Origin of the sequence: Klebsiella sp. HMSC25G12 (assembly GCF_001807705.1) — a bacterium.
In the GTDB taxonomy this organism is placed as follows: domain Bacteria; phylum Pseudomonadota; class Gammaproteobacteria; order Enterobacterales; family Enterobacteriaceae; genus Klebsiella; species Klebsiella variicola.
This window is the reverse complement of the sequence record NZ_KV789778.1, coordinates 126,840-147,049: the sequence shown is the minus strand read 5'-3', so window position 1 is coordinate 147,049 and position 20,210 is coordinate 126,840. Positions and strand designations below refer to the sequence as shown.

20 protein-coding genes and 1 other RNA gene are annotated in these 20,210 nt (G+C 58.1%); 9 read left to right on the top strand and 12 right to left on the bottom strand.

Annotated features, from left to right (window positions below; all coding sequences use genetic code 11):
* Positions 1-201: 201 nt before the first annotated feature.
* Both HMPREF3096_RS00715 and HMPREF3096_RS00710 read left to right on the top strand, forming a co-directional pair.
* Complete coding sequence (locus HMPREF3096_RS00715) at positions 202-1,311, top strand: ABC transporter ATP-binding protein (protein WP_008805423.1); 1,110 nt, start codon at positions 202-204, stop codon at positions 1,309-1,311.
* A 233-nt stretch (positions 1,312-1,544) separates the two neighbouring features.
* A complete protein-coding gene (locus HMPREF3096_RS00710; protein WP_032729450.1) occupies positions 1,545-3,104 on the top strand; it encodes an EAL domain-containing protein in 1,560 nt (519 codons plus the stop codon).
* 62 nt (positions 3,105-3,166) lie between these two features.
* Here HMPREF3096_RS00710 and HMPREF3096_RS00705 read toward each other — a convergent pair whose 3' ends face one another.
* Complete coding sequence (locus HMPREF3096_RS00705) at positions 3,167-3,439, bottom strand: metal/formaldehyde-sensitive transcriptional repressor (protein ID WP_012542675.1); 273 nt, start codon at positions 3,437-3,439, stop codon at positions 3,167-3,169.
* Between the two features lie 164 nt (positions 3,440-3,603).
* Between HMPREF3096_RS00705 and HMPREF3096_RS00700 the strand changes: the two genes are divergently transcribed.
* Positions 3,604-4,461: a nickel/cobalt efflux protein RcnA gene (locus HMPREF3096_RS00700; RefSeq protein WP_032729449.1), complete on the top strand. Its 858-nt coding sequence runs from the start codon at positions 3,604-3,606 to the stop codon at positions 4,459-4,461.
* A gap of 44 nt (positions 4,462-4,505) precedes the next feature.
* Here the strand turns inward: HMPREF3096_RS00700 and HMPREF3096_RS00695 are convergent, their stop codons facing one another.
* Entirely contained in the window at positions 4,506-5,120 is a 615-nt protein-coding gene (locus HMPREF3096_RS00695; RefSeq protein ID WP_008805419.1) for a membrane protein YczE, read from the bottom strand.
* 88 nt (positions 5,121-5,208) lie between these two features.
* On the opposite strand from HMPREF3096_RS00695, the gene HMPREF3096_RS00690 reads away from it, so the two are divergent.
* Positions 5,209-6,636: a MocR-like transcription factor YczR gene (locus HMPREF3096_RS00690; protein ID WP_032729448.1), complete on the top strand. Its 1,428-nt coding sequence runs from the start codon at positions 5,209-5,211 to the stop codon at positions 6,634-6,636.
* 134 nt (positions 6,637-6,770) lie between these two features.
* On the opposite strand, the gene HMPREF3096_RS00685 is transcribed toward HMPREF3096_RS00690, so the two are convergent.
* The 3 genes from HMPREF3096_RS00685 to ffs all read right to left on the bottom strand — a co-directional run bounded on the left by HMPREF3096_RS00685 (position 6,771) and on the right by ffs (position 7,646).
* Positions 6,771-6,986: a hypothetical protein gene (locus tag HMPREF3096_RS00685; protein WP_004142688.1), complete on the bottom strand. Its 216-nt coding sequence runs from the start codon at positions 6,984-6,986 to the stop codon at positions 6,771-6,773.
* Positions 6,983-7,240: a hypothetical protein gene (locus HMPREF3096_RS00680; RefSeq protein WP_002891977.1), complete on the bottom strand. Its 258-nt coding sequence runs from the start codon at positions 7,238-7,240 to the stop codon at positions 6,983-6,985. Before HMPREF3096_RS00680 ends, HMPREF3096_RS00685 begins: the two co-directional genes overlap by 4 nt.
* 309 nt (positions 7,241-7,549) lie before the next feature.
* An RNA gene (gene ffs, locus HMPREF3096_RS00675) (signal recognition particle sRNA small type) lies at positions 7,550-7,646 on the bottom strand.
* A 241-nt stretch (positions 7,647-7,887) separates the two neighbouring features.
* On the opposite strand from ffs, the gene HMPREF3096_RS00670 reads away from it, so the two are divergent.
* Positions 7,888-8,295, top strand: coding sequence for a hypothetical protein (locus tag HMPREF3096_RS00670; RefSeq protein WP_032729446.1), 408 nt, complete (start codon positions 7,888-7,890; stop codon positions 8,293-8,295).
* A gap of 68 nt (positions 8,296-8,363) precedes the next feature.
* Positions 8,364-8,675, top strand: coding sequence for an MGMT family protein (locus HMPREF3096_RS00665; protein WP_008805416.1), 312 nt, complete (start codon positions 8,364-8,366; stop codon positions 8,673-8,675).
* Positions 8,676-8,712: 37 nt separating this feature from the next.
* Here the strand turns inward: HMPREF3096_RS00665 and HMPREF3096_RS00660 are convergent, their stop codons facing one another.
* Positions 8,713-9,204, bottom strand: coding sequence for a YbaY family lipoprotein (locus HMPREF3096_RS00660; protein WP_008805415.1), 492 nt, complete (start codon positions 9,202-9,204; stop codon positions 8,713-8,715).
* Between the two features lie 221 nt (positions 9,205-9,425).
* On the opposite strand from HMPREF3096_RS00660, the gene tesB reads away from it, so the two are divergent.
* Positions 9,426-10,289 carry an acyl-CoA thioesterase II gene (gene tesB / locus HMPREF3096_RS00655; RefSeq protein ID WP_008805414.1) on the top strand — a complete coding sequence of 288 codons (864 nt, stop codon included), beginning with the start codon at positions 9,426-9,428 and terminating at the stop codon, positions 10,287-10,289.
* Between the two features lie 51 nt (positions 10,290-10,340).
* On the opposite strand, the gene amtB is transcribed toward tesB, so the two are convergent.
* The 5 genes from amtB to HMPREF3096_RS00630 form a co-directional block, all read right to left on the bottom strand.
* On the bottom strand, positions 10,341-11,627 hold the full coding sequence (gene amtB, locus HMPREF3096_RS00650; RefSeq protein WP_012542680.1) for an ammonium transporter AmtB: 1,287 nt from the start codon (positions 11,625-11,627) through the stop codon (positions 10,341-10,343).
* Positions 11,628-11,660: 33 nt separating this feature from the next.
* Positions 11,661-11,999, bottom strand: coding sequence for a P-II family nitrogen regulator (glnK, locus tag HMPREF3096_RS00645; RefSeq protein WP_002891893.1), 339 nt, complete (start codon positions 11,997-11,999; stop codon positions 11,661-11,663).
* A 243-nt stretch (positions 12,000-12,242) separates the two neighbouring features.
* The gene (locus tag HMPREF3096_RS00640) at positions 12,243-14,021 is read right to left on the bottom strand and encodes a SmdB family multidrug efflux ABC transporter permease/ATP-binding protein (protein ID WP_008805412.1); all 1,779 of its coding nucleotides are present in this window, start codon (positions 14,019-14,021) and stop codon (positions 12,243-12,245) included.
* On the bottom strand, positions 14,014-15,786 hold the full coding sequence (locus HMPREF3096_RS00635; RefSeq protein WP_070544218.1) for a SmdA family multidrug ABC transporter permease/ATP-binding protein: 1,773 nt from the start codon (positions 15,784-15,786) through the stop codon (positions 14,014-14,016). Before HMPREF3096_RS00635 ends, HMPREF3096_RS00640 begins: the two co-directional genes overlap by 8 nt.
* Before the next feature lie 42 nt (positions 15,787-15,828).
* Positions 15,829-16,287 (bottom strand): Lrp/AsnC family transcriptional regulator, encoded by a 459-nt coding sequence (locus tag HMPREF3096_RS00630; protein WP_008805409.1) that lies wholly within the window; start codon positions 16,285-16,287, stop codon positions 15,829-15,831.
* Between the two features lie 115 nt (positions 16,288-16,402).
* Here HMPREF3096_RS00630 and HMPREF3096_RS00625 point away from each other — a divergent pair, with 115 nt between their 5' ends.
* Positions 16,403-17,455: a PLP-dependent cysteine synthase family protein gene (locus HMPREF3096_RS00625; protein WP_032729445.1), complete on the top strand. Its 1,053-nt coding sequence runs from the start codon at positions 16,403-16,405 to the stop codon at positions 17,453-17,455.
* 44 nt (positions 17,456-17,499) lie between these two features.
* Here HMPREF3096_RS00625 and cof read toward each other — a convergent pair whose 3' ends face one another.
* A complete protein-coding gene (gene cof / locus HMPREF3096_RS00620) occupies positions 17,500-18,318 on the bottom strand; it encodes an HMP-PP phosphatase (RefSeq protein ID WP_016160381.1) in 819 nt (272 codons plus the stop codon).
* Positions 18,319-18,445: 127 nt separating this feature from the next.
* Here cof and HMPREF3096_RS00615 point away from each other — a divergent pair, with 127 nt between their 5' ends.
* Complete coding sequence (locus HMPREF3096_RS00615) at positions 18,446-20,146, top strand: SgrR family transcriptional regulator (RefSeq protein ID WP_022066294.1); 1,701 nt, start codon at positions 18,446-18,448, stop codon at positions 20,144-20,146.
* Positions 20,147-20,210: the final 64 nt, after the last annotated feature.

Sequence of the window (20,210 nt, the reverse complement as noted above, 5' to 3'; positions counted from 1 at the left end):
ACCATAAACTGCCAGTTGTGTGATCATCCTTGCAGAAATGAAACGCCGCTGTATGGCGCTAAAACCGCGGAAGTTATAGTCAGGACATGATTTTACTGCTGTTGAACATCGCCACGCTGAATTGTTACACGTAATACAATTCACACTAAACACAGCGGCAAAGCAACGGCAAACAACAGCTACTCACTTCGGGGAATGTGGATGTCCAATATACGACTGAGGAATGTCACCAAAAGGTTCGGCAGCACGGTGACGCTGCACCAGGTCAATCTCGATATTGAAGATGGCGAGTTTGCCGTTTTCGTCGGTCCTTCCGGCTGCGGAAAATCGACGCTGCTGCGCATGATTGCCGGTCTGGAAGAGGTCAGCGAGGGTGAAGTGCTGATCGGCGATGAGGTGATGAATGATGTCGTGCCCGCCCGCCGCGGCGTGGCGATGGTCTTCCAGTCCTATGCGCTCTACCCGCACATGACGGTGGCAGAGAACATGGGCTACGGGTTGAAGGTGAATAAAGTGCCGAAAACGGAGATCCGTCGCCAGGTGGAAATGGTGGCTAAAACGCTGCAGCTCTCGCACCTGCTGGATCGTAAACCGAAGCAGCTCTCTGGCGGCCAGCGGCAGCGCGTGGCCATTGGCCGGGCGATCGTGCGTAATCCCCGGGTGTTTATGTTCGATGAGCCGCTCTCTAACCTCGATGCGGAGCTGCGCGTCGATATGCGCCTGCATATTGCCCGTCTGCACCAGGAGCTGAAGACCACCATGGTGTATGTCACCCACGATCAGGTAGAGGCGATGACGCTGGCCGATAAAATCGTGGTCATGAACTACGGGAAGGTCGAACAAATGGGTTCGCCGATGGCGCTGTATTACAATCCGGTCAACAAATTCGTCGCCGGCTTTATCGGCTCGCCGAAGATGAACTTTTTGCCGGCCATCGTCAGCGACTGGCAGCCGGAACGCTTAACGGTCACCCTCGCGCAGGACCATCAGTTGGTCCTCAATATCGCTACCCAGCCGCTGAAGCCCGGCGCCGCGGTGACGCTGGGGATCCGGCCAGAGCATCTCACGCCCGACGTCACTACCGGTACCGTGGTGGAGTTTCAATGTGAAGTGGTGGAGCGTCTGGGTAACAATACCTATCTGTTCGGCCAGTGCTACGGCCACGATAACGTCAAGGTCCTGCTGCCCGGCGACGTCCATTTCCGCCCGTGGCAGAAAATAAATCTGGCCTTCGATGAGCGCTTCTGCATGGTATTTGATGAGAATGACCTGCGTATCAGCGCTGATATCCCGGCGCCGGATGCGCACTAGCTAACATATTGCTGTCATCTGCGCCGTGTATGCTGCGACTGAATGCCGGAATACACCCTGCCCGGCATTCACACCCTCATTTTTATTCTGCTGCATCGGAATCATCCTTCTCTCCCGGCATCGCAGCCTCTCGCGATGCCGGTTTTTTCGCGACCTCAGCTCACTTCTCTCGCTGCGCCTGATTTATCTTTCGCATATACTGATGACACCCGGCGAACGATAAGGACACAGGCATGAGGACCCGGCATCTGGTGGCGCTGTTTACAGGGGTGCTGATACTGGCCATCATCCTGCCCATCTCACTCAGCATCTGGCAGGCAGCGCGGCAGGCCAAGCTGCAGTTCTATCGTGAACTGGATGACTATTCCAACCGTATCGTCGTCCGCACGCTGCAGGTTGCCGATCAGGCCAGGGAAGCGCTACGTGAGGCCGACTCACACACCGCCGCCTCCTGTAGCCCTGAGCACCTGCTCACGCTCCGCCGCATCGCCTACACCCATCGCTACATTCAGGAAGTGCTCTGGCTGCGTGAGTCCGTGCCGCAATGTTCCTCCCTGGAAGACCATAGCGTCGCGGTCACCTTTCCCCCGCCGGATCACATTGCCCCTGACGGCTATCGCACCTGGCTGACCTCAATAAACGATCTCGGCCTTAATCACCAGATGACGGCCATGGGCAGTCAACAGCATATGGTGATGATCGATCCCATCTCTTTTATCGATGTGGTTCCTGCCAGCGAGGAGAAGATCCATACCATGCTGTTTGGTTTGGATCACCTGAAAATGGTGATCAGCAGCCAACCGCTGCCGGATACGGTCTGGCAGCGTATTAAAGATCCACATGTTAATATGCTGACGCTGGATAACACGGTCTATCGGATCCAGCGCATTCCCGAGCTGGGCTCCGGCATCGTGACCTGGTCGTCGACGCTGCCGCTGCAGCAGCGTATTCGCCAGCAGCTAATCTTCTGGCTCCCTGTCGGCATCTTCACCAGCCTGCTTGCTACCTGGCTGCTGCTGCGCCTGCTGAGACACCTGCGATCACCACGCAACAGTATGCTGGACGCCCTCAACTCCGAAGCGATTCAGGTTTACTATCAGCCGATAATCTCGTTGCAGGATGAGAAAATCGCCGGGGCCGAGGCGCTGGCCCGCTGGCAGCAACCCGACGGCACCTTTTTATCGCCGGATATTTTTATTCCTCTGGCCGAGCAGACCGGGCTGATTACGCAGTTGACGGAAGATATCGTCAGGAAAATTTTTACCGATCTCGGTCCCTGGCTGCGGCAGCGGCCGGAAGTGCACATCTCCATCAACCTGTCGGTAGATGATTTACGCTCGCCCACCCTACCGAAGTTGTTACACGATCAGCTGCAGCACTGGGGGATCGCCGCCGAACAGATCATCCTTGAAATCACCGAGCGCGGATTTGTCGATCCGGAGACCACCATGCCGGTGATCGCTCACTACCGTCAGGCCGGGCATCGTATCTCGATTGATGACTTTGGCACCGGCTACTCCAGCCTGAGCTATCTGCAGAAACTGGACGTCGATACGCTGAAAATCGATAAATCTTTTGTCGATACCCTCGAGTACCGGCCGCTGACGCCGCACATTATTGAAATGGCCAAGGCGCTCAATCTGGCCACCGTCGCCGAAGGGGTGGAAACCGAAAGCCAGCGCGACTGGCTACGACAGCATGGCGTCCAGTACGCCCAGGGATGGCTGTACAGCAAAGCGCTGCCAAAAGAGCAGTTTATTCTGTGGGCGGAAAATAACCTCCATGTGCATTAAGCAACAGGAGCAATAAGCAGAATGCCAGCGGGTGTGGCCACTTCGCCGCCCGCGCCAGGGCGCTACTTCAGATAAGATTTGATCACCTGCATCACCGTCTCCAGATCCGCTTCACGCTGTGTCTCTTCAGGCTCTTTCACCACATGGTCGGTCAGATGCCCCTGAATAACCTGCAGCATCATACCGTTGACCGCGCCGCGAATCGCCGCCAGCTGCTGTAGCACCTCAGCGCACTCATGCTCGCGATTGAGCATTTTCTCTAACGCGGAACTCTGCCCCTGAATTTTTTTCAGTCGGGTCAGTAACATTTTTTTGTGTCGAACTGTATGTGACATTGCACGATCCACCGTTTCATTCTGTCCGTGATTACCGACCTTCATCATCAGTAACGCCTGCCAGCATAGCATGATCCCTTTTGTCAGCCGCTTTTTCTACTGGGGGGTAGTATTTTACTACTGGGGGGGAGTAGGATAAACGCACTTTTGGCAAGGATCCCGATATGAACGATTTCACTTCCCTTCTGCAGCAAGGTAATGCCTGGCTGTTTATTCCCAGCGCGATACTGCTCGGTGCCCTGCACGGCCTTGAACCGGGCCATTCAAAAACCATGATGGCCGCCTTTATCGTGGCGGTACGGGGAACGTTAAAACAGGCGGTGCTGCTGGGGCTGGCGGCGACGGTTTCCCATACGGCAGTCGTCTGGCTGATCGCCATGGCCGGCCTGTGGTTTGGCCGCGGCTGGAACGCGCAGACCTCCGAACCCTGGTTTCAACTGATCTCGGGGATAGCGATTGTACTGATTGCCTGCTGGATGCTCTGGCGCACCTGGCGCGAATCGCAGCCCCATACGCACCATGATCACCACCATGAACATGAGCACCACCACGAACATGATCATCACCACGAACATGATCACCACCATGAACATAATCACTACTATGAACATGCGTCCTCATCCGCCGCGCCGCTGGTGGCGGAGGAGTGGCAGGACGCGCATCAGCGGGCTCATGCTCAGGAGATCAACCGGCGCTTTGATGGCCGTCAGGTGACGACCGGGCAGATCGTACTGTTTGGCCTGACCGGCGGGCTGATCCCCTGTCCGGCGTCCATTACTGTGCTGCTTATCTGTTTACAGCTGAAGAAATTTTCGCTTGGCGCCACGCTGGTACTGGGCTTTAGCGTTGGTCTGGCGCTGACGCTGGTGGCTTCCGGGGCTATCGCCGCGCTGAGTCTTAAACAGGCCACCCGCCGCTGGCCCTGGCTTAATGATATCTCGCGCAAGGCGCCCTGGTTCTCAGGTTTACTGATTATCGTGGTGGGGATCTACATGATGGTTCACGGTCTGAGCGGCCTGTAAGCGTCGGCTCGCCCTCTTGCGGATAGAGAGGGCGAGTCGTTAATTCAGGAGACTATCTCCTGCGGAGTGCTGACCGCTTTGCGGCTGACGGGCTGGCGAAACCACGGCAGGCACAGCTGGATCAGCGGCCCAATCGACAGCGCGTAAATCACGGTGCCGACGCCAAACTTACCGCCCAGCAGCCAGCCAATCACCAGCACGGTAAGCTCAATAGCCGTACGGATACCGCGTAATGACCAGCCGGTACGAGCGTGCAGACCAGTCATCAGGCCATCACGCGGCCCGGGGCCAAAGCCCGCGCCGATATACATCCCGGTGGCGATAGCATTCAGCACAATCGCCCCCACCAGCAGCACACTGCGAGCCACCAGCGACTCCAGCGGCGGCAGGACGGCCAGCGTGGCATCCGCCGCCAGCCCCAGCACGATAACGTTGCTCACCGTGCCGAGCCCCGGCATTTGCCGGATCGGGATCCACAGCAGCAGCACCGCCGCGCCGGTCAGGATAATCACCGTACCGAAACTGATACCCAGCTGTTTAGCCACCCCGAGATGGAAAACATCCCACGGATCGGCGCCAAGATTGGCATGCACGAAGAGCGCCGTGGACACGCCATAAAGTACCAGGCCGATATATAACTGCAGCAGGCGACGAAGCATATTTTTTCCTCTACATCATTGCGAATGCCCTTATCATCAGCAAAAATGGACTGATAATTAATGGCCAGTTTTGGAAAAGTGGATCGCTATGTCAACCCGACGCTTTGGAACACAATCGCTGGTACGCCTGCTCGGCAACTGGCAGGAGTCCACTTCACGCACGCCGCTATGGCGTCAGCTAGCGGAAGCGCTCCGCCTGCTGATCCTCGACGGTCGCCTGACGCTGCAAACGCGCCTGCCAGGCGAGCGCGAGCTGGCGGCGGCGCTGAACGTCAGCCGGACCACCATCGCCAGCGCGCTCGGCCAGTTACGGGAGGAGGGTTTTCTCTACAGCCGTCAGGGAAGCGGTTCGCGCATTGTCTTGCCAGAGCGTCCCGCCGACCTGCCGCCCCCCTCAGGCATCCCCTCCTCGCTGAATCTCTCTACCGCCGCCCTCAGCGCCGGGCCGGAAGTCCATCAGGCCTTCCAGCATGCCATGACGCTGCTGCCGCCCTACCTGGGCCAGACCGGCTACGATCAACAAGGGCTGCCGGTACTGCGGGAGGCGATTGCCCGTCGCTACAGCGAACGCGGTCTGCCGACGCGGCCCGATGAAGTGATTGTGGTCAACGGCGCCCTCAGCGCCTTCGCATTGATCCTCCGCCTGTTTACCGGCCCGGGTGACCGGGTGGTCATCGACGCCCCCACCTATCCGATGGCGATTAGCGCCATTCAGGGCGCCTCCTGCCGCCCGGTCGGCGTCGCGCTTCCACAGCAGGGATGGGACTGTGATGGACTCGCGGCGACTATTGCGCAGACCGCGCCGCGTCTGGCGTGGCTGATGCCGGATTTTCACAATCCCACCGGGCGCTGTATGGATGCTCCCACCCGCCAGCGGGTCGCGGATATCGCCGCCAGGACGCGGACGACGCTGGTGATCGACGAGACCATGGTTGATCTCTGGTATAACGCGCCACCGCCTCCGCCGCTGGCCTGCTTTAATCCCGATGCCGCGGTGATCACTATTGGTTCGGCCGGGAAAAGTTTCTGGGGGGGACTGCGCATCGGCTGGATCCGCGCCAGTACGCGAACCATCGCCTCCCTTATTCAGGCTCGCGATTCCCTGGATTTGGGTACGCCTCTGCTGGAGCAACTGGCCTGCAGCTGGCTGCTGGCCAATGCCGCCACGCTGCTACCGCCGCGGCGGGAAATGCTGAAGGCGCGCCGGGACATGTGCGAAACGTTAATGGCGGAATATTTTCCCCGCTGGCGCTTTACGCCGCCGGAAGGTGGGCTCTCTTTTTGGGTGGAACTCCCTGACATGCTGGCCACGCTGTTCTCTGCGCGTGCGGAAAGTCAGGGGATCCATATCGGCACCGGCACGCGCTTTGGTCTTGAGGGAGCCTTTGATCGCTATTTGCGTCTGCCATTTACACTGCCAGACGAAGCATTGCGCCAGGCCTTCTCCACGCTACAACCGCTGTGGCAAAGCCTTGCAGAACAGAAGGAAAATACGCGTTTGCGGAAAATAATATAAGAAAATATCGACGGGCTGGCATCAGCCCGTCAAATGACCATCATCCATGAGGTATATGAGATGTTTTTATAAAATTGCCTGAGTATCCTGCCCTCTGGTTATGGCATCCCGGTGACAGAAATAAGGCAATTTCATTAATGCTGACGCGGAATAGGAAACCCTTTCAGGGAAATAATAAAGCCATCTTCATCTTTTTTAATTTTAGCGCCGGTGTCACACCAGTCGGAGGCAATGCGAAAGAACTCATCACTACCGATATTCCAGTTCAGGCGCACGTGTTTTACGTATCCTGAGCGCAACATATCGCAGGCTTCGCTATAGTTGCTGGCTGTAGAGAATTGTTGTTTCATTTTTTCTTCTTCAGAAGTTTTCTTAATGCTTTGATTTCTTTAGGGGTTAATGGGGTCGCTTCCTCTTCGGTATGCTGGCTGTCAATGTCCTCTTCCGTCACCCCCGCCTCACCTGCTGATTCCTCCAGCTGAAAAGCCAGCTGCAGCAGCTTTTCCGTTGCCGTTCCCAGGTTCTCGTTATTCACTTCCGCATAATGACGCAGCTTCTCTTTTAACTCGGCGTCAATTTTTACATTCAAAACCACTGTGGTCATAGCTACGCTTCCCGTGCAATAAAATCATCATAATTAATACACGAAGTTAACATGCTGATCCAGAGATATATTTTATAGCATGGCTCTGGCAACAAATTCCCATCAATAAGATGCCTTTTATTTATGACATGCAAATGACATTAATATTTCAGTAGCATTTCAGATTTATGACAAGTAAATATTATGGAATAAAAACGGGTTGTTTTAGCAACAAAAAATAATATGTGATCCGTATCAGATATTAATTATAGCAGGGATAAAGACCGGACAAATACAAGGGAGATATCAGGAGGGCGAAATGGGTGGGGGCCCTGCCAGCTACATCCCGGCACACACGTCGTCTGCTCTGGCTGCTTCCTTCCGGACCTGACCTGGTAAACAGAGTAGCGTTGCGGGAGAACCAACAGAGCCCCCATTGAGAGCGTTAGTTACCCAACGCGCTGGCGCATTATCCCTGCTGACCTGGTGAATTGCAAGCTCACCCCGATCGCCTGCTGGTTTATTGCACAATACGCCAATAAAACCAACAACTCACGGCCAGGCTGTGAGATTGGGAGCACGCGCTCAGCACATTGCCGGGTTATCCACCATACTTAGCCCTCTTACGTCACCTTTAATCATCAGCACCTTGTCTCGACGGTAATCGAATGACTGACTCATCACCACAGACCATCACTCTGCCTTTACCCGCTATTGAAGGGATGACCATCGCCTTTCATGGCGTGAACTATCTGCGCCCGGAAAAAATGCTCGACTTCGCGACCATCAGCCAGACCCCCGTGCGGGCGGTCACGCCGCTGGCGCTGCTCTATTCCACCGTCGGCGTGCTGCGCCAGGTGGAACTGCGCAAACTGCCCGTCTACATCAGCGGCCGGGTGGTGTACCCCATTTCGTCGCTGACCATGCCGGGCCTGCGCGCGAAACTGATCATTAACGCCACTTCGCAGCGGTTGAAATTTCTCGAGAGCCTCATCGCCAGTTCACTGTCTGACAATGTCCATGGCATGCAGATCCTCGGCCTGGCCCTGACCTTCACTGTCGAACAACCCGCCTGAACCGAGGCAGGCTGTACAGCCTGCGCCTCAGCGCTTATGCTGGCATTTTCCGGTTAACAGGGCTGAACATGGATCCGCACGACACATTCCCCCAACGCGTCTGGCATATCGTGGCGTCGATACCGGAAGGCTATGTCGCCACCTACGGCGATGTCGCCCGCCTGGCCGGTTCACCGCGCGCCGCGCGCCAGGTAGGTGGCGTACTGAAGCGCCTGCCGGAAGGGTCAACCCTGCCCTGGCATCGGGTGGTCAATCGCCATGGCGATATCTCCCTCACCGGGCCCGATCTTCAGCGACAGCGCCAGGCGTTGCTGGCCGAAGGGGTTCAGGTCTCCGGCAGCGGCCATATCGATCTCCAGCATTATCGCTGGGTTTACTGAAGACAAAAAAAAGCCCCCGTCAGGGGGCTCGGCGAGCTTATTGCGCAACGGGGACGGCGGTCTGCGTGACCGGAACCAGCGTCAGGTCGGCATGCGTCCCACCCTGGTTTATCACCGTCTGCACGGTATCGGTAATGAACATTAGCTGGCCGTTCACCGCGATCGCGGCACTCAGCAGAATACGGGCGTTCGGCTGAATGTCTGCCGGATTGTAAGGCAGGGCAAAGTTAAATGGCGCCTGTTTGCCTTCGGTACGCACCGCTTTTTGCGACAACACGCGGGCTGGCGCATCTGCCAGAGAAGCATCCGACAGGGTCACCGTCAGTACCGCATCCGGCGGTAAAGCGATTCTCTGGCGGATATTAATCGTCCCCGTAACGCTCGGCTGCTGCTGTGCCACGCTCAGCGTCGCGATGCCATAAGGGTCGGGCGCGGCTGCCTGAGTCGAAGAACTGGTAGAGTGGTGATTAGCACAGGCGGTTAGCGTCGCGGCGACGGCTAAGGCACTAAACATATAGGCAAATTTCATGATGTTCTCCTTATCATCCCTTAATACCCAGGAGGATGTTCCGCCGCTTCGCCGGCAGGAACTTTCGTGTCGTCAATAAGTGTGGCACAGATCTCAGATTTGTTCCTGTTGCCCCCTCGTTATTCAGATTATTACACCCATCGGACCACTTGCGATTCCAGGTTATACTTTGCCACATCACGCGCACCGCGCTGCGCCGCTATCATTAATTGAGGATAAGTATGAGTCAGGCACTCTCTAACCTGCTGGCATTATTAGATCTGGAAAAAATTGAGGAAGGGTTATTCCGCGGACAGAGCGAAGACCTGGGATTGCGCCAGGTTTTTGGCGGCCAGGTGGTGGGCCAGGCGCTGTATGCGGCAAAAGAGACCGTGCCCGTTGAACGTCTGGTACATTCGTTTCACAGCTACTTTCTGCGCCCCGGCGACAGCCAGAAACCGATCGTCTACGATGTGGAAGTACTGCGCGACGGCAACAGCTTTAGCGCCCGGCGAGTGGCCGCCATTCAGAACGGGAAGCCAATCTTCTATATGACCGCCTCATTCCAGGCGCCAGAGCACGGCTATGAGCATCAGAAAGCGATGCCGCCGGCCCCCTCTCCTGACGGCCTGCACTCGGAAACCGATATCGCCCGCAAGCTGGCACACCTTCTGCCACCGCAGGTAAAAGATAAATTCCTCTGTGATAAACCGCTGGAGATCCGCCCGGTCGAATTTCATAACCCGATGAAAGGGCATATTGCTGAACCGGTGCGCCAGGTGTGGCTGCGCGCCAATGGCGCTGTTCCCGACGATCTGCGCATTCATCAATATCTGCTGGGCTATGCCTCGGACTTTAATTTCCTGCCGGTGGCGCTGCAGCCGCACGGCGTCGGCTTCCTTGAGCCTGGCATGCAGGTCGCCACTATCGACCACTCAATGTGGTTCCACCGGCCGTTTAATATCAATGAATGGCTGTTATACAGCGTTGAAAGCACCTCGGCCTCCAGCGCCCGTGGCTTCGTCCGCGGCGAGTTCTACACTCAGGATGGAACGCTGGTGGCTTCAACGGTCCAGGAAGGGGTGATGCGTAACCGCAACGCATAAAAAAAGCCTCCCTGACGGGAGGCTTTTTGCTACAGGGAGAAGGGTTTTCTATCAGGCGTTGTAGGCGTTTTCGCCATGGCTGTTGACGTCCAGTCCTTCGCGCTCCTGCTCTTCTGGTACGCGCAGCCCCACGGTCATGTCCGCCACTTTGTAGCCAATGAAAGCGACAACGCCCGACCAGACGATGGTAATCGCGATACTCTCGAGTTGCACCAGCAGCTGATGGCCCATGGTGACGCCTTCTGCATAACCCACGCCGCCCAGAGAGGTGGCCGCGAAGATACCGGTCAGGATACAGCCGACGATGCCGCAGACGCCGTGGACGCCGAAGACGTCGCAAGGGTCATCAACCCGCAGCCAGCGTTTCAGCGCCGTTACGCCCCAGATGCCCGCCAGACCAGATGCGATACCCACAATCAACGCCCCACCGACACCGATATACCCACAGGCTGGTGTGACGCCAACCAGACCGGCAATCGCCCCGGAGCAGGCGCCCAGCAGTGAAGGTTTACCGCGCAGGGCCCATTCGCCAAAGGTCCACGCCAGGATGGCAGCCGCTGTGGCGACGACGGTGTTGACGAAAGCCAATGCGGCAATTTCGTTCGCTGCGCTGGCGGAGCCGGCGTTGAAGCCGAACCAGCCCACGTAGAGGATGGCGGTTCCGGTGAACACCATCGGCAGATTGTGCGGTTTGAACGCTTCTTTGCCGAAGCCCACACGTTTGCCCATCATGTACGCACCCACCAGCCCGGCAACCGCGGCGTTGATGTGTACAACGGTGCCGCCCGCGAAGTCCAGCGCACCGTGGGTCGCCAGCAGACCGCCGCCCCAGACCATGTGCGCAATCGGAACATAAGAGAGCGTCATCCACACCACCACGAAAATCAGCACGGCGGAGAAACGAATACGCTCAGCCAGCGCCCCCACGATCAGCCCGACGGTGATACAGGCGAACGAGCCCTGGAAGGCCACGTGGATGTACTGATAGAAGGTGCCCATCAGCGCTTTCAGTTCAATATTTTTCAGCATCACCCAGTCAAAGCTACCGAAGAAGCTGCCGCCGGTGCCGAAGGCCAGGGTATAGCCATAAATCACCCACAGTACGCAGACCAGGCCAAAGGTCACAATCACCTGAGTCAGCATGGAAAGGACGTTTTTGCCGCGGATCAGGCCGCCGTAAAACAGCGCGATCCCCGGGATGGTCATAAACAGAACCAGCGCGGTGCAAATCATCATAAACGCGTTATCGGCTTTGTCCGCCACTGCGGGCGCGGCCATTGCCAGTCCCGGAAGAAGGGCTAATGCCCCCAGACCCGATTTCATTGTTGCCATTTTCATTGTTTCGTTCCCCATCACTGTGTGGTCTGGAAATTACAGTGCCGCTTCGTCAGCTTCGCCGGTACGGATGCGAATGACGCGCTGCAATTCAGCGACAAAAATTTTGCCGTCGCCAATTTTTCCGGTGTAAGCCGCTTTGCTGATCACATCGATGACTTCATCCAGCTGATCGTCGGCAATCGCCACATCAATCTTCACTTTTGGCAGAAAGTTGACGCTATACTCGGCGCCGCGGTAGAGCTCCGCATGACCTTTCTGACGGCCAAAGCCCTTGACTTCAGTGACCGTCAGGCCCTGAATGCCGATGGAAGACAAGGCTTCACGCACGTCTTCCAGTTTGAATGGTTTGATTACCACGGTAACCAGCTTCATAAGTCCCCTCCAGGCAGTATTCGGTAATGGCCGCAGCTAACACGATGGATATAAAGCAAGGGCTATGCCAGAAATGAAAAAAGGCCGCAGAGCGGCCCTTTGATGGTAAAAAACAGGGGACAGGTCAGACAATTGCCTGCTGAAACGCGTTTGCAGCGCAAAAATGCACCACAACAGTGCATTTGATGTAACGTTTTTGCACCACAGCAGGCCACGCTTTGTTCGCTGCCTGCTGGTGGTGCATCAGGCGCTGAGCGACTCTTCCCGGGCGCTGGCCGCCAGCTCTTCGCCAGCCAGCTGCAGCTGATACATCTGCCAGTAACGACCCTTCGCCGCCAGCAGCTGCTGATGGGTGCCCCGCTCGACAGCCTGACCGCGATGCAGCACCAGGATGGTATCGGCCTCAACGATGGTTGACAGTCGATGGGCGATAACCACGAGGGTGGTATGCTGGCGGACTTTCGCCAGAGCCTGCTGGATCGCCTGCTCGGTGCCGGAGTCGATGTTTGCCGTCGCCTCATCCAGAATCAATACCTGCGGGGTCTCCACCAGCACGCGCGCCAGCGCCAACAGCTGTTTCTGCCCAACGGAGAGGTTATTGCCCTGCTCGCCCAGCTGAGTGTACAGGCCATCGCTCATGCTGCGCGCCACCTCCGCCAGTTGCACCGCCTCCAGCGCTTCCCAGACCTGCGTCTCACTGATATCCCGACCCAGCGCGACGTTGGCGTAGAAGGTATCCGCCAGCACCACCGGATCCTGTTGCACCATCGCGATGCCCCGACGCAACGCGCTGTGGCTGAGGGAAGCAAGCGGCCGGCCATCGATGCGGATCTCCCCGTGGGTTAACGGGTAATAGCCCATCATCAGACTCGCGAGAGTACTCTTCCCGCTGCCGGTATGCCCGACCAGCGCCACGAAGCTGCGGGAGGGAATATCCAGACTGATATCCTGCAGGACCAGTCGATCCCCCCGGTAGGCAAAGGAGAGATGGTCAATTTCCACCCGGCCGCTGCTCAGCGGCGCGTCATCCGAGCCCCACGCCTGGCGCGGGCGATCCATCAGCTCAAAAACGCGTTCGCCGGCGACCACCGCCTGCTGCAGCATCGACTGCTGGGTGGTCAGCTCAATAAGCGGCTCGTTAAGGCGTCCGAGATAGCTGATAAACGCGTACAGGACCCCGACCTCGATCGTGCCCACCGCGCTAAAGCCAAACAGCATCAGCAGCCCGCACAGCACCAGCGAGGAAAAAAGGCTCAGCAGCGGGCGCAGCAGAAAACCGTCGAGGCGCAACGTCTGCATCCGCGCCAGATAGTGGGCATAGCTGGCCTCGCGCATCCGTTCGCCAAAGCGCGCCTGCTGGCGGAACTGCTGGATCACCCCCATGCCGTTGATCACTTCGTTGAAACCATCGTTGATATCAGCAAGCCAGGCGCGCACCCGGCGCACGATCGGCGTGCTATAGCGCTGATAGATGATCATCACGATCAGCACCGCCGGGAAGATCGCGATCGCCACCAGCGCCATCCGCCAGTCGAGGCTAAACATCGCCACCAGCATCGCGCCGATCAGCGCCGCGCTGCGCAGCACCGTCGCCACCACCGTCACGTACAGATCGCGAATGACTTCCGTATCGTTGGTCACCCGCGAGATAAGCTGCCCAACCGGCTGGGTATCAAACTCGCTGAGCGGCTGATGCAGGGCGGCATCCATTACATCGCTACGCAACTGCTGGACGACGCCGACCGCGGCGCGGTTAAACAGCAGCGACTGGTTATAGTGCAGTAACGCCGCCAGCAGCTGCAGGCCGATATAGGCTACCGCCAGGCCTGCCACCAGCTTCAGCGGGAGCGTATGCTTCGCCACCATATTATCGATGAAATAGCTGATGAGCAGCGGGCCGCTCACTTCCGCCGCCGCCGCGATCCACATCATCCCCACCGCAATGGCCAGCGGCTTACGCCAGGGAGAACCATAGGCCAGCAGGCGTTTAAGCGTCGGCCAGAGTTCGGTAAAGCTACGCATCCAGGGCCTCCTCTTGCGCCTGCGGAACCTCGTCAAGCGCGGCTTCCAGCTGCTGGTAACGATACATGTCGCGGTACCAGCCTGGCTGCACGGCCAGCGCCTCATGGCGGCCACGCTGGGCAATATGCCCATGCTGTAACACCAGAATTTCACTGGCCTCGGTCAGCGCCGACAGCCGGTGGGCGCTGATAATCACCGTCCGCCCCTCCCCCCACTGGCGCAGGTTGTGCAGGATCTGGTGCTCCGTACGACCATCTACCGCCGACAAAGCATCATCAAGGATCAAAATTTCAGCCTCCAGCAGCAGAGCGCGGGCAATCGAGATGCGTTGTTTCTGGCCGCCGGAGAGCATCACGCCGCGCTCGCCCACCTCGGTATCGTACCCCTGGGGCAGGCGCAGAATGTCGTCATGCACGCTGGCCAGCCGTGCCACGCGTTCAATCTGCGCCGGTGTCGCATCCGGTTTGCCCAGCGCGATATTATTGGCGACGGTGTCGGAGAATAAAAATGGCGTCTGATTGACCACCGCCAGCCGGGCGCGCCAGCTGTCGAGCTGCAGACGCGGCAGCGGCAGATCGTGAAAGCGGATCTCGCCGCTGGTGACGTCAAAATGACGTTGCAGCAGCGCCAGAATGGTACTTTTACCGGCGCCCGTCGGCCCGCAGATACCCAGCATTTGCCCCGGCTGGAGGGTAAAATTAACCTGCTCCAGCGAAGGTTTACTCGCCTGCGGATAGATGAAGTTGCGGATGGCAACCTGCAGGACACCGCGGCCTGCCGGCACTGCTTCAGTACCGTCGTCTACCGCTGGCGCCTCTTCGAGCATCGTGCGGATACGGCCATAGGCCGCGCTACCGCGCTCAACAATGTTAAACATCCACGCCAGCGCCAGCATCGGCCAGATCATCAGGCCAAGATACATCACAAAGCTGGTCAGCTGGCCCAGCGTCAGGCTGCCGTGGATCACCATCCAGCTGCCGCCGCCGATAGCCAGCAGGTTAGCGGCCCCGATGGCGATATAGATGGTGGGGTCGAAACGCGCCTCAATGCGTGCCACGCGCATATTTTTCGCGCCGGTATCGGCGGCATCGGCGGCAAACTGCGCCGACTGGCGATCCTCCAGCCCAAAAGCCTTAATCATGCGGATGCTGGTCAGGCTCTCCTGTGTGCGATCGTTAAGGCTGGAAAAGGCCGCCTGGGCCACGCGAAAACGTTCGTGAAGCGCATCGCCGTTGCGTTTGATCGCCAGCGCCATCAGCGGCATCGGCAACAGCGCCAGCAGGGTGAGCTGCCAGCTAATCTGCGTCGACATCACAATCAATACCGCACAGCCCATCACCATCGAATCCACTAGGGTTAACACCCCTTCACCGGCGGCAAATACCACCCGGTCAACATCGTTGGTGGCGCGGGCGATCAGATCGCCAGTGCGATGGCGCAAATAGAATGCCGGATGCTGGCGGCTCAGTTGCCGGTAAAAATCTTCCCGCAGTTCGACCGCCAGCTGGTAAGAGGCGCCGAACAGCAGCACGCGCCAGACATAGCGCAGCAGGTAAACCATTACCGCGACCAGCACCAGCGCGCCGATCCACATCCACACCTTCTCTGCGGTGTAATGTTGTTGCGTCACGCCGTCCACCACAATGCCCACCACCTTCGGCGGAATAAGCTGCAGGACGGCAATAATGGCCAGCAGGGCAATCGCGCCAAGATAGCGGCGCCACTCCCGGCGGAAGTACCAGCTGAGTTGAGCAAATAATCGCAAGCAGTAAAATCCTGATTTGTAATGGGTTACGGCGCAATACCGTTATTCGACAGGCAAGGCGGTGGTATATTTTATCTGTTCCATGGCAAAACTCGAAGTGACATCCGACAGCCCCGGCACGCTGTTCACTAAACGTTTATAAAAATCGTCATAGCGTTTCATATCGGCCACCTGCACCCGCAGCAGGTAATCATACTCTCCTGCCATCCGCCAGAAGCCGAGCACCTCCGCCATCTGCGTCACTTCGCTCACAAAATGGCCATACCAGTCGCTGCTGTGATGCTGAGTCTTGATCAGGACAAACGCCGTCAGGCCCAGCCCCACCTTTTCCGCATCCAGTAAGGCGACGCGCCCGCGCAAAATACCTTCATCTTCGAGCCGTTTCAGGCGCTTCCAGCAGGGCGTGGTGGTCAGATTAACGGCATCGGCCAGCGCCTGCAAAGAGAGGGTGCAATCTTCCTGCAGCAGCGCCAGCAGCTTACGGTCAATTTTATCTAGCATAGGGCATCCGAAGAGAAAATTTTGCTCTCATAATGGTAATCCAAAGGCTAAATGGCAACAATTTTTCCTGCGCTTTCCGCTAAGCTAGGCACAAAATGACAAACAGGAAATCACGATGAATAGCGCCTGGGTTAAACATGCCATTAGCGAAATCAACGCCGACTATCAGCGCTCCGCCGACACGCACCTGATCCGTCTGGCGCTGCCCGCTTTTCCGGGCATCCACCTGTATCTGAAAGATGAAAGCACCCACCCCACCGGCAGCCTTAAACATCGCCTGGCGCGGTCGCTGTTTCTCTATGGCCTGTGCAACGGCTGGATCAAAGAAGGTACGCCGATTATTGAATCCTCCTCGGGTTCAACCGCCGTTTCGGAGGCCTACTTCGCCCGCCTGCTGGGGCTGCCGTTTATCGCCGTGATGCCTTCCTGCACCGCCAAACGTAAGATCGAACAGATCGAGTTTTACGGCGGACGCTGCCATTTTGTGCAGAGCGCCTGCGAAATCTACGATGCTTCCGAAACGCTGGCCCGCGAGCTGAACGGCCATTATATGGATCAATTCACCTTTGCCGAGCGGGCCACCGACTGGCGCGGCAATAACAATATCGCCGACAGTATTTTCCGTCAGATGAGCCATGAACCGCACCCGCAGCCGTCATGGATCGTCATGAGCGCCGGCACCGGCGGCACCTCGGCAACCATTGGCCGCTATATTCGCAGCCAGGGCCATGAGACGCAGCTGATGGTCGTTGATCCGCAGAATTCGGTCTTCCTCGAATACTGGCAGACCCGCGACGCCACCCTGCGCAGCCCGGTCGGCAGCAAAATTGAAGGCATCGGCCGCCCACGCGTCGAACCGTCATTTATTCCCGACGTCGTCGACGAGATGCTGCGCGTACCGGATGCGGCGAGCGTGGCCACCGCCCTGTGGCTGGAAACACAGCTTGGGCGCAAGGTCGGCGCTTCTACCGGCACCAATATGTGGGGCGTATTGCAGCTGGCCGCGCGGATGCGCGAGGAAGGGCGAACGGGTTCCATCGTCACGCTGTTGTGCGACAGCGGTGAGCGCTACCTGGAAACCTATTACAACCCGCAGTGGGTGGCCGCCAATATCGGCGATATCGCGCCCAGGCAGGCGGAGATCGCCGCGCTGGTCGGCAGGCGATAAAAAAAGCCAGATAGAAAACTATCTGGCTTGCCGGAAGGGTCTCTCTATTCGGGGGAATAAGGAAGATCAGGATTATCCAGCCAATGCGTTAAAAAGTGGGAGACCGCCTGATGCCGGCAGTCTCCGATAACCGGAAGATGCGGCAGCTCGGCTTTCAGCTGCGGCATCGCGTTGCCCATGATAAAACCCCGCCCAACGCTGCCCAGCATCTCGCGGTCATTCATCGCATCGCCAAACGCCATGCACTCCTGCAGGGTGAAGCCTAAGTGCTGGCTGAGCACCGCCAGCGCCGCACCTTTATTACACCCGACCGGCAGCACTTCCAGACAGTCCATCGCCGAGAAGCAGAGAAACGCGCGATCGCCCAGCGTCTCATTCAGTTGGATCCGCAGGCGGCGGAGATCGTCATGATCGCCGCAAAAACAGATCTTGGTGACATGCTGCGCCGACATGCGTTTCGGATCGCACAGTTGATAGTGAAAGCCGCTGAAGACATGCGCTTGCAACAATTCAGGCCTTGCCTGACCGGTGAACCAGCCGCCATCGTTAAACACATGCATGCTGGCCTGAGTATCCCATTTGCTGTGCAGCACCGCTTCCGCCGCCTCGGGAGCGAGATCCTGGCGATAAAGCTCCTCCCCTTCCAGCGAATGGATGCGCGTCCCGTTGCCGGTGATCAGAAATGCGTCCAGGGAAAATTCGCCAATCACATGGTGCATCTCCAGCACATGGCGACCGGTAGCGAACGTCAGGGTGATATTACGTTCCCGCAGCCGTTTCAGCGCGGTGAGCGTTTGCTCGCCGAGACGATGGTCCGGCATCAGCAGGGTGCCGTCCATATCAAATGCGGCCAGTTTTGCCATGGTGTATTCCCCGATGTGTGATGGGCTTCGCTTGTGTTGCAGTATCACCTGGGATATACGGAAGTAATAGTGAATAGATATTATTAATTGTTCCGGGTTTACAGCGGCCCGGTGGATGACGGCCCCCATGCGACTCTTACACCGTTTAAATCAATACCAGCGATTGTGGCAACCCTCAGCCGGGGCGCCGCAGCAGGTGACCGTCGGCGAACTGGCGGAGCGCTGTTTTTGTAGCGAACGCCACGTCCGCACTCTGCTGCGTCAGGCGCAGGAGGCGGGGTGGCTAAGCTGGCAGGCCAGCTCCGGGCGCGGCAAACGCGGACAGCTCTCATTTCACAAAACCCCGGAAAGTCTGCGCAACGAGATGATGGAGCAGGCGCTGAACAACGGTCAGCAGCAAAACGCGCTGGAGCTGGCGCAGCTGGCCCCGGTGGAGCTGAAAGCCCTGCTCCATCCCTTCCTCGGCGGTCAGTGGCAAAACAATACTCCGACGCTGCGTATTCCTTACTATCGCCCACTGGAGCCGCTGCGTCCTGGCTTTCTCCCCGGACGTGCCGAGCAGCATCTGGCCGGGCAGATCTATGCCGGGCTGACGCGCTTCGATGAAGGCGACAATATGCCGATCGGCGATCTGGCGCATCACTGGCAGGTCTCGCCGGACGGCCTGCGCTGGCATTTTTACATTCGCTCCACGCTGTACTGGCACAATGGCGATGCGGTGCAAACCGCACAGCTACGGCAGCGGTTACAGTTGCTGCTTGAGCTGCCCGCCTTACGGACCCTCTTCGCCAGCATCAGCCGTATCGATGTCACTCACGCCCAGTGTCTCACCATCACGCTGCATCGTCCTGACTACTGGCTGCCGTTCCGCCTGGCCAGCTACTGCAGCGTGCTGGCACATCCCGACGATCCGGCCATCGGCTGCGGGCCATTCCGCCTGAAGCGGTTTAGTCCGGAACTCGTCCGCCTGGAGAACCATCCCCGGTATCACCTGCAGCATCCGCTGATCCAGGCGGTGGAATACTGGATCACTCCTCAGCTCTTTGACCGCGATCTCGGCACCAGCTGCCGCCACCCGGTGCAGATCACCATCGGCGATCGCGAAGAGCTCCACAATCTGCGCCAGGTCAGCAACCGTATCAGCCTTGGCTTCTGCTATCTGACCCTGCGCCACAGCCCGCGTCTTAGTAAAACGCAGGCCCAGCGGCTAGTGTCGATAATCCATCACTCGTCGCTGCTGGAAACGCTGCCGCTGGAGGAGGATCTGATTACGCCAAGCCATGAGGTGCTGCCGGGATGGTCCATCCCGCAGGGACCGGAAAACAACGCGGTGCCGCTGCCGGCCAGGCTCACTCTGCTCTATCATCTGCCGGTCGAGCTTCATGCGATGGCCGAGCAACTGAGGCAACGGCTGGCTCTGCTGGGCTGCGAACTGACGATCATTTTTCATGACGCCAAAAACTGGGAAGGCTGTCAGCATCTGGGGCAGGCCGACCTGATGATGGGAGACCGACTGATCGGCGAAGCGCCGGAGTACGCCCTGGAGCAGTGGCTGCGCTGCGATATGCTGTGGCCTAATTTGCTGACCGGGGCGCAATATGCCCATCTGCAGGCGACATTAGACGCCGTGCAGTCTCAGCCCGACGCCCGCAGCCGCAACGATGCGCTGCGCAACGTGTTCAACAGTCTGATGGAAGACGCCATCATGACGCCGCTGTTCAAGTATAACTATCGGATCAGCGCGCCACCGGGGGTTAATGGCCTGCGCCTCAACGCCCGGGGCTGGTTTGACTTCGCCAGCGCCTGGCTGCCGGCCTCGTTGACGTGAGAGAGCTGGTCGCCGCGCGCGTCTGGCGCTACCATAGCGCCTTTACTCATTTAGTCAGGAATTG

Bases quoted from the DNA above. Each gene is read 5' to 3' on its own strand.
- HMPREF3096_RS00700 (WP_032729449.1), top strand. From the start codon at position 3,604: ATGAACGATTTCACTTCCCTTCTGCAGCAAGGTAATGCCTGGCTGTTT.
- HMPREF3096_RS00630 (WP_008805409.1), bottom strand. From the start codon at position 16,287: ATGCTAGATAAAATTGACCGTAAGCTGCTGGCGCTGCTGCAGGAAGAT.
- HMPREF3096_RS00640 (WP_008805412.1), bottom strand. From the start codon at position 14,021: ATGCGTAGCTTTACCGAACTCTGGCCGACGCTTAAACGCCTGCTGGCC.
- tesB (WP_008805414.1), top strand. From the start codon at position 9,426: ATGAGTCAGGCACTCTCTAACCTGCTGGCATTATTAGATCTGGAAAAA.
- HMPREF3096_RS00685 (WP_004142688.1), bottom strand. From the start codon at position 6,986: ATGAAACAACAATTCTCTACAGCCAGCAACTATAGCGAAGCCTGCGAT.
- glnK (WP_002891893.1), bottom strand. From the start codon at position 11,999: ATGAAGCTGGTTACCGTGGTAATCAAACCATTCAAACTGGAAGACGTG.
- HMPREF3096_RS00715 (WP_008805423.1), top strand. From the start codon at position 202: ATGTCCAATATACGACTGAGGAATGTCACCAAAAGGTTCGGCAGCACG.
- HMPREF3096_RS00625 (WP_032729445.1), top strand. From the start codon at position 16,403: ATGAATAGCGCCTGGGTTAAACATGCCATTAGCGAAATCAACGCCGAC.
- HMPREF3096_RS00710 (WP_032729450.1), top strand. From the start codon at position 1,545: ATGAGGACCCGGCATCTGGTGGCGCTGTTTACAGGGGTGCTGATACTG.
- HMPREF3096_RS00705 (WP_012542675.1), bottom strand. From the start codon at position 3,439: ATGTCACATACAGTTCGACACAAAAAAATGTTACTGACCCGACTGAAA.
- HMPREF3096_RS00690 (WP_032729448.1), top strand. From the start codon at position 5,209: ATGTCAACCCGACGCTTTGGAACACAATCGCTGGTACGCCTGCTCGGC.
- HMPREF3096_RS00695 (WP_008805419.1), bottom strand. From the start codon at position 5,120: ATGCTTCGTCGCCTGCTGCAGTTATATATCGGCCTGGTACTTTATGGC.
- HMPREF3096_RS00660 (WP_008805415.1), bottom strand. From the start codon at position 9,204: ATGAAATTTGCCTATATGTTTAGTGCCTTAGCCGTCGCCGCGACGCTA.
- HMPREF3096_RS00680 (WP_002891977.1), bottom strand. From the start codon at position 7,240: ATGACCACAGTGGTTTTGAATGTAAAAATTGACGCCGAGTTAAAAGAG.
- HMPREF3096_RS00615 (WP_022066294.1), top strand. From the start codon at position 18,446: ATGCGACTCTTACACCGTTTAAATCAATACCAGCGATTGTGGCAACCC.
- cof (WP_016160381.1), bottom strand. From the start codon at position 18,318: ATGGCAAAACTGGCCGCATTTGATATGGACGGCACCCTGCTGATGCCG.
- amtB (WP_012542680.1), bottom strand. From the start codon at position 11,627: ATGAAAATGGCAACAATGAAATCGGGTCTGGGGGCATTAGCCCTTCTT.
- HMPREF3096_RS00670 (WP_032729446.1), top strand. From the start codon at position 7,888: ATGACTGACTCATCACCACAGACCATCACTCTGCCTTTACCCGCTATT.
- HMPREF3096_RS00665 (WP_008805416.1), top strand. From the start codon at position 8,364: ATGGATCCGCACGACACATTCCCCCAACGCGTCTGGCATATCGTGGCG.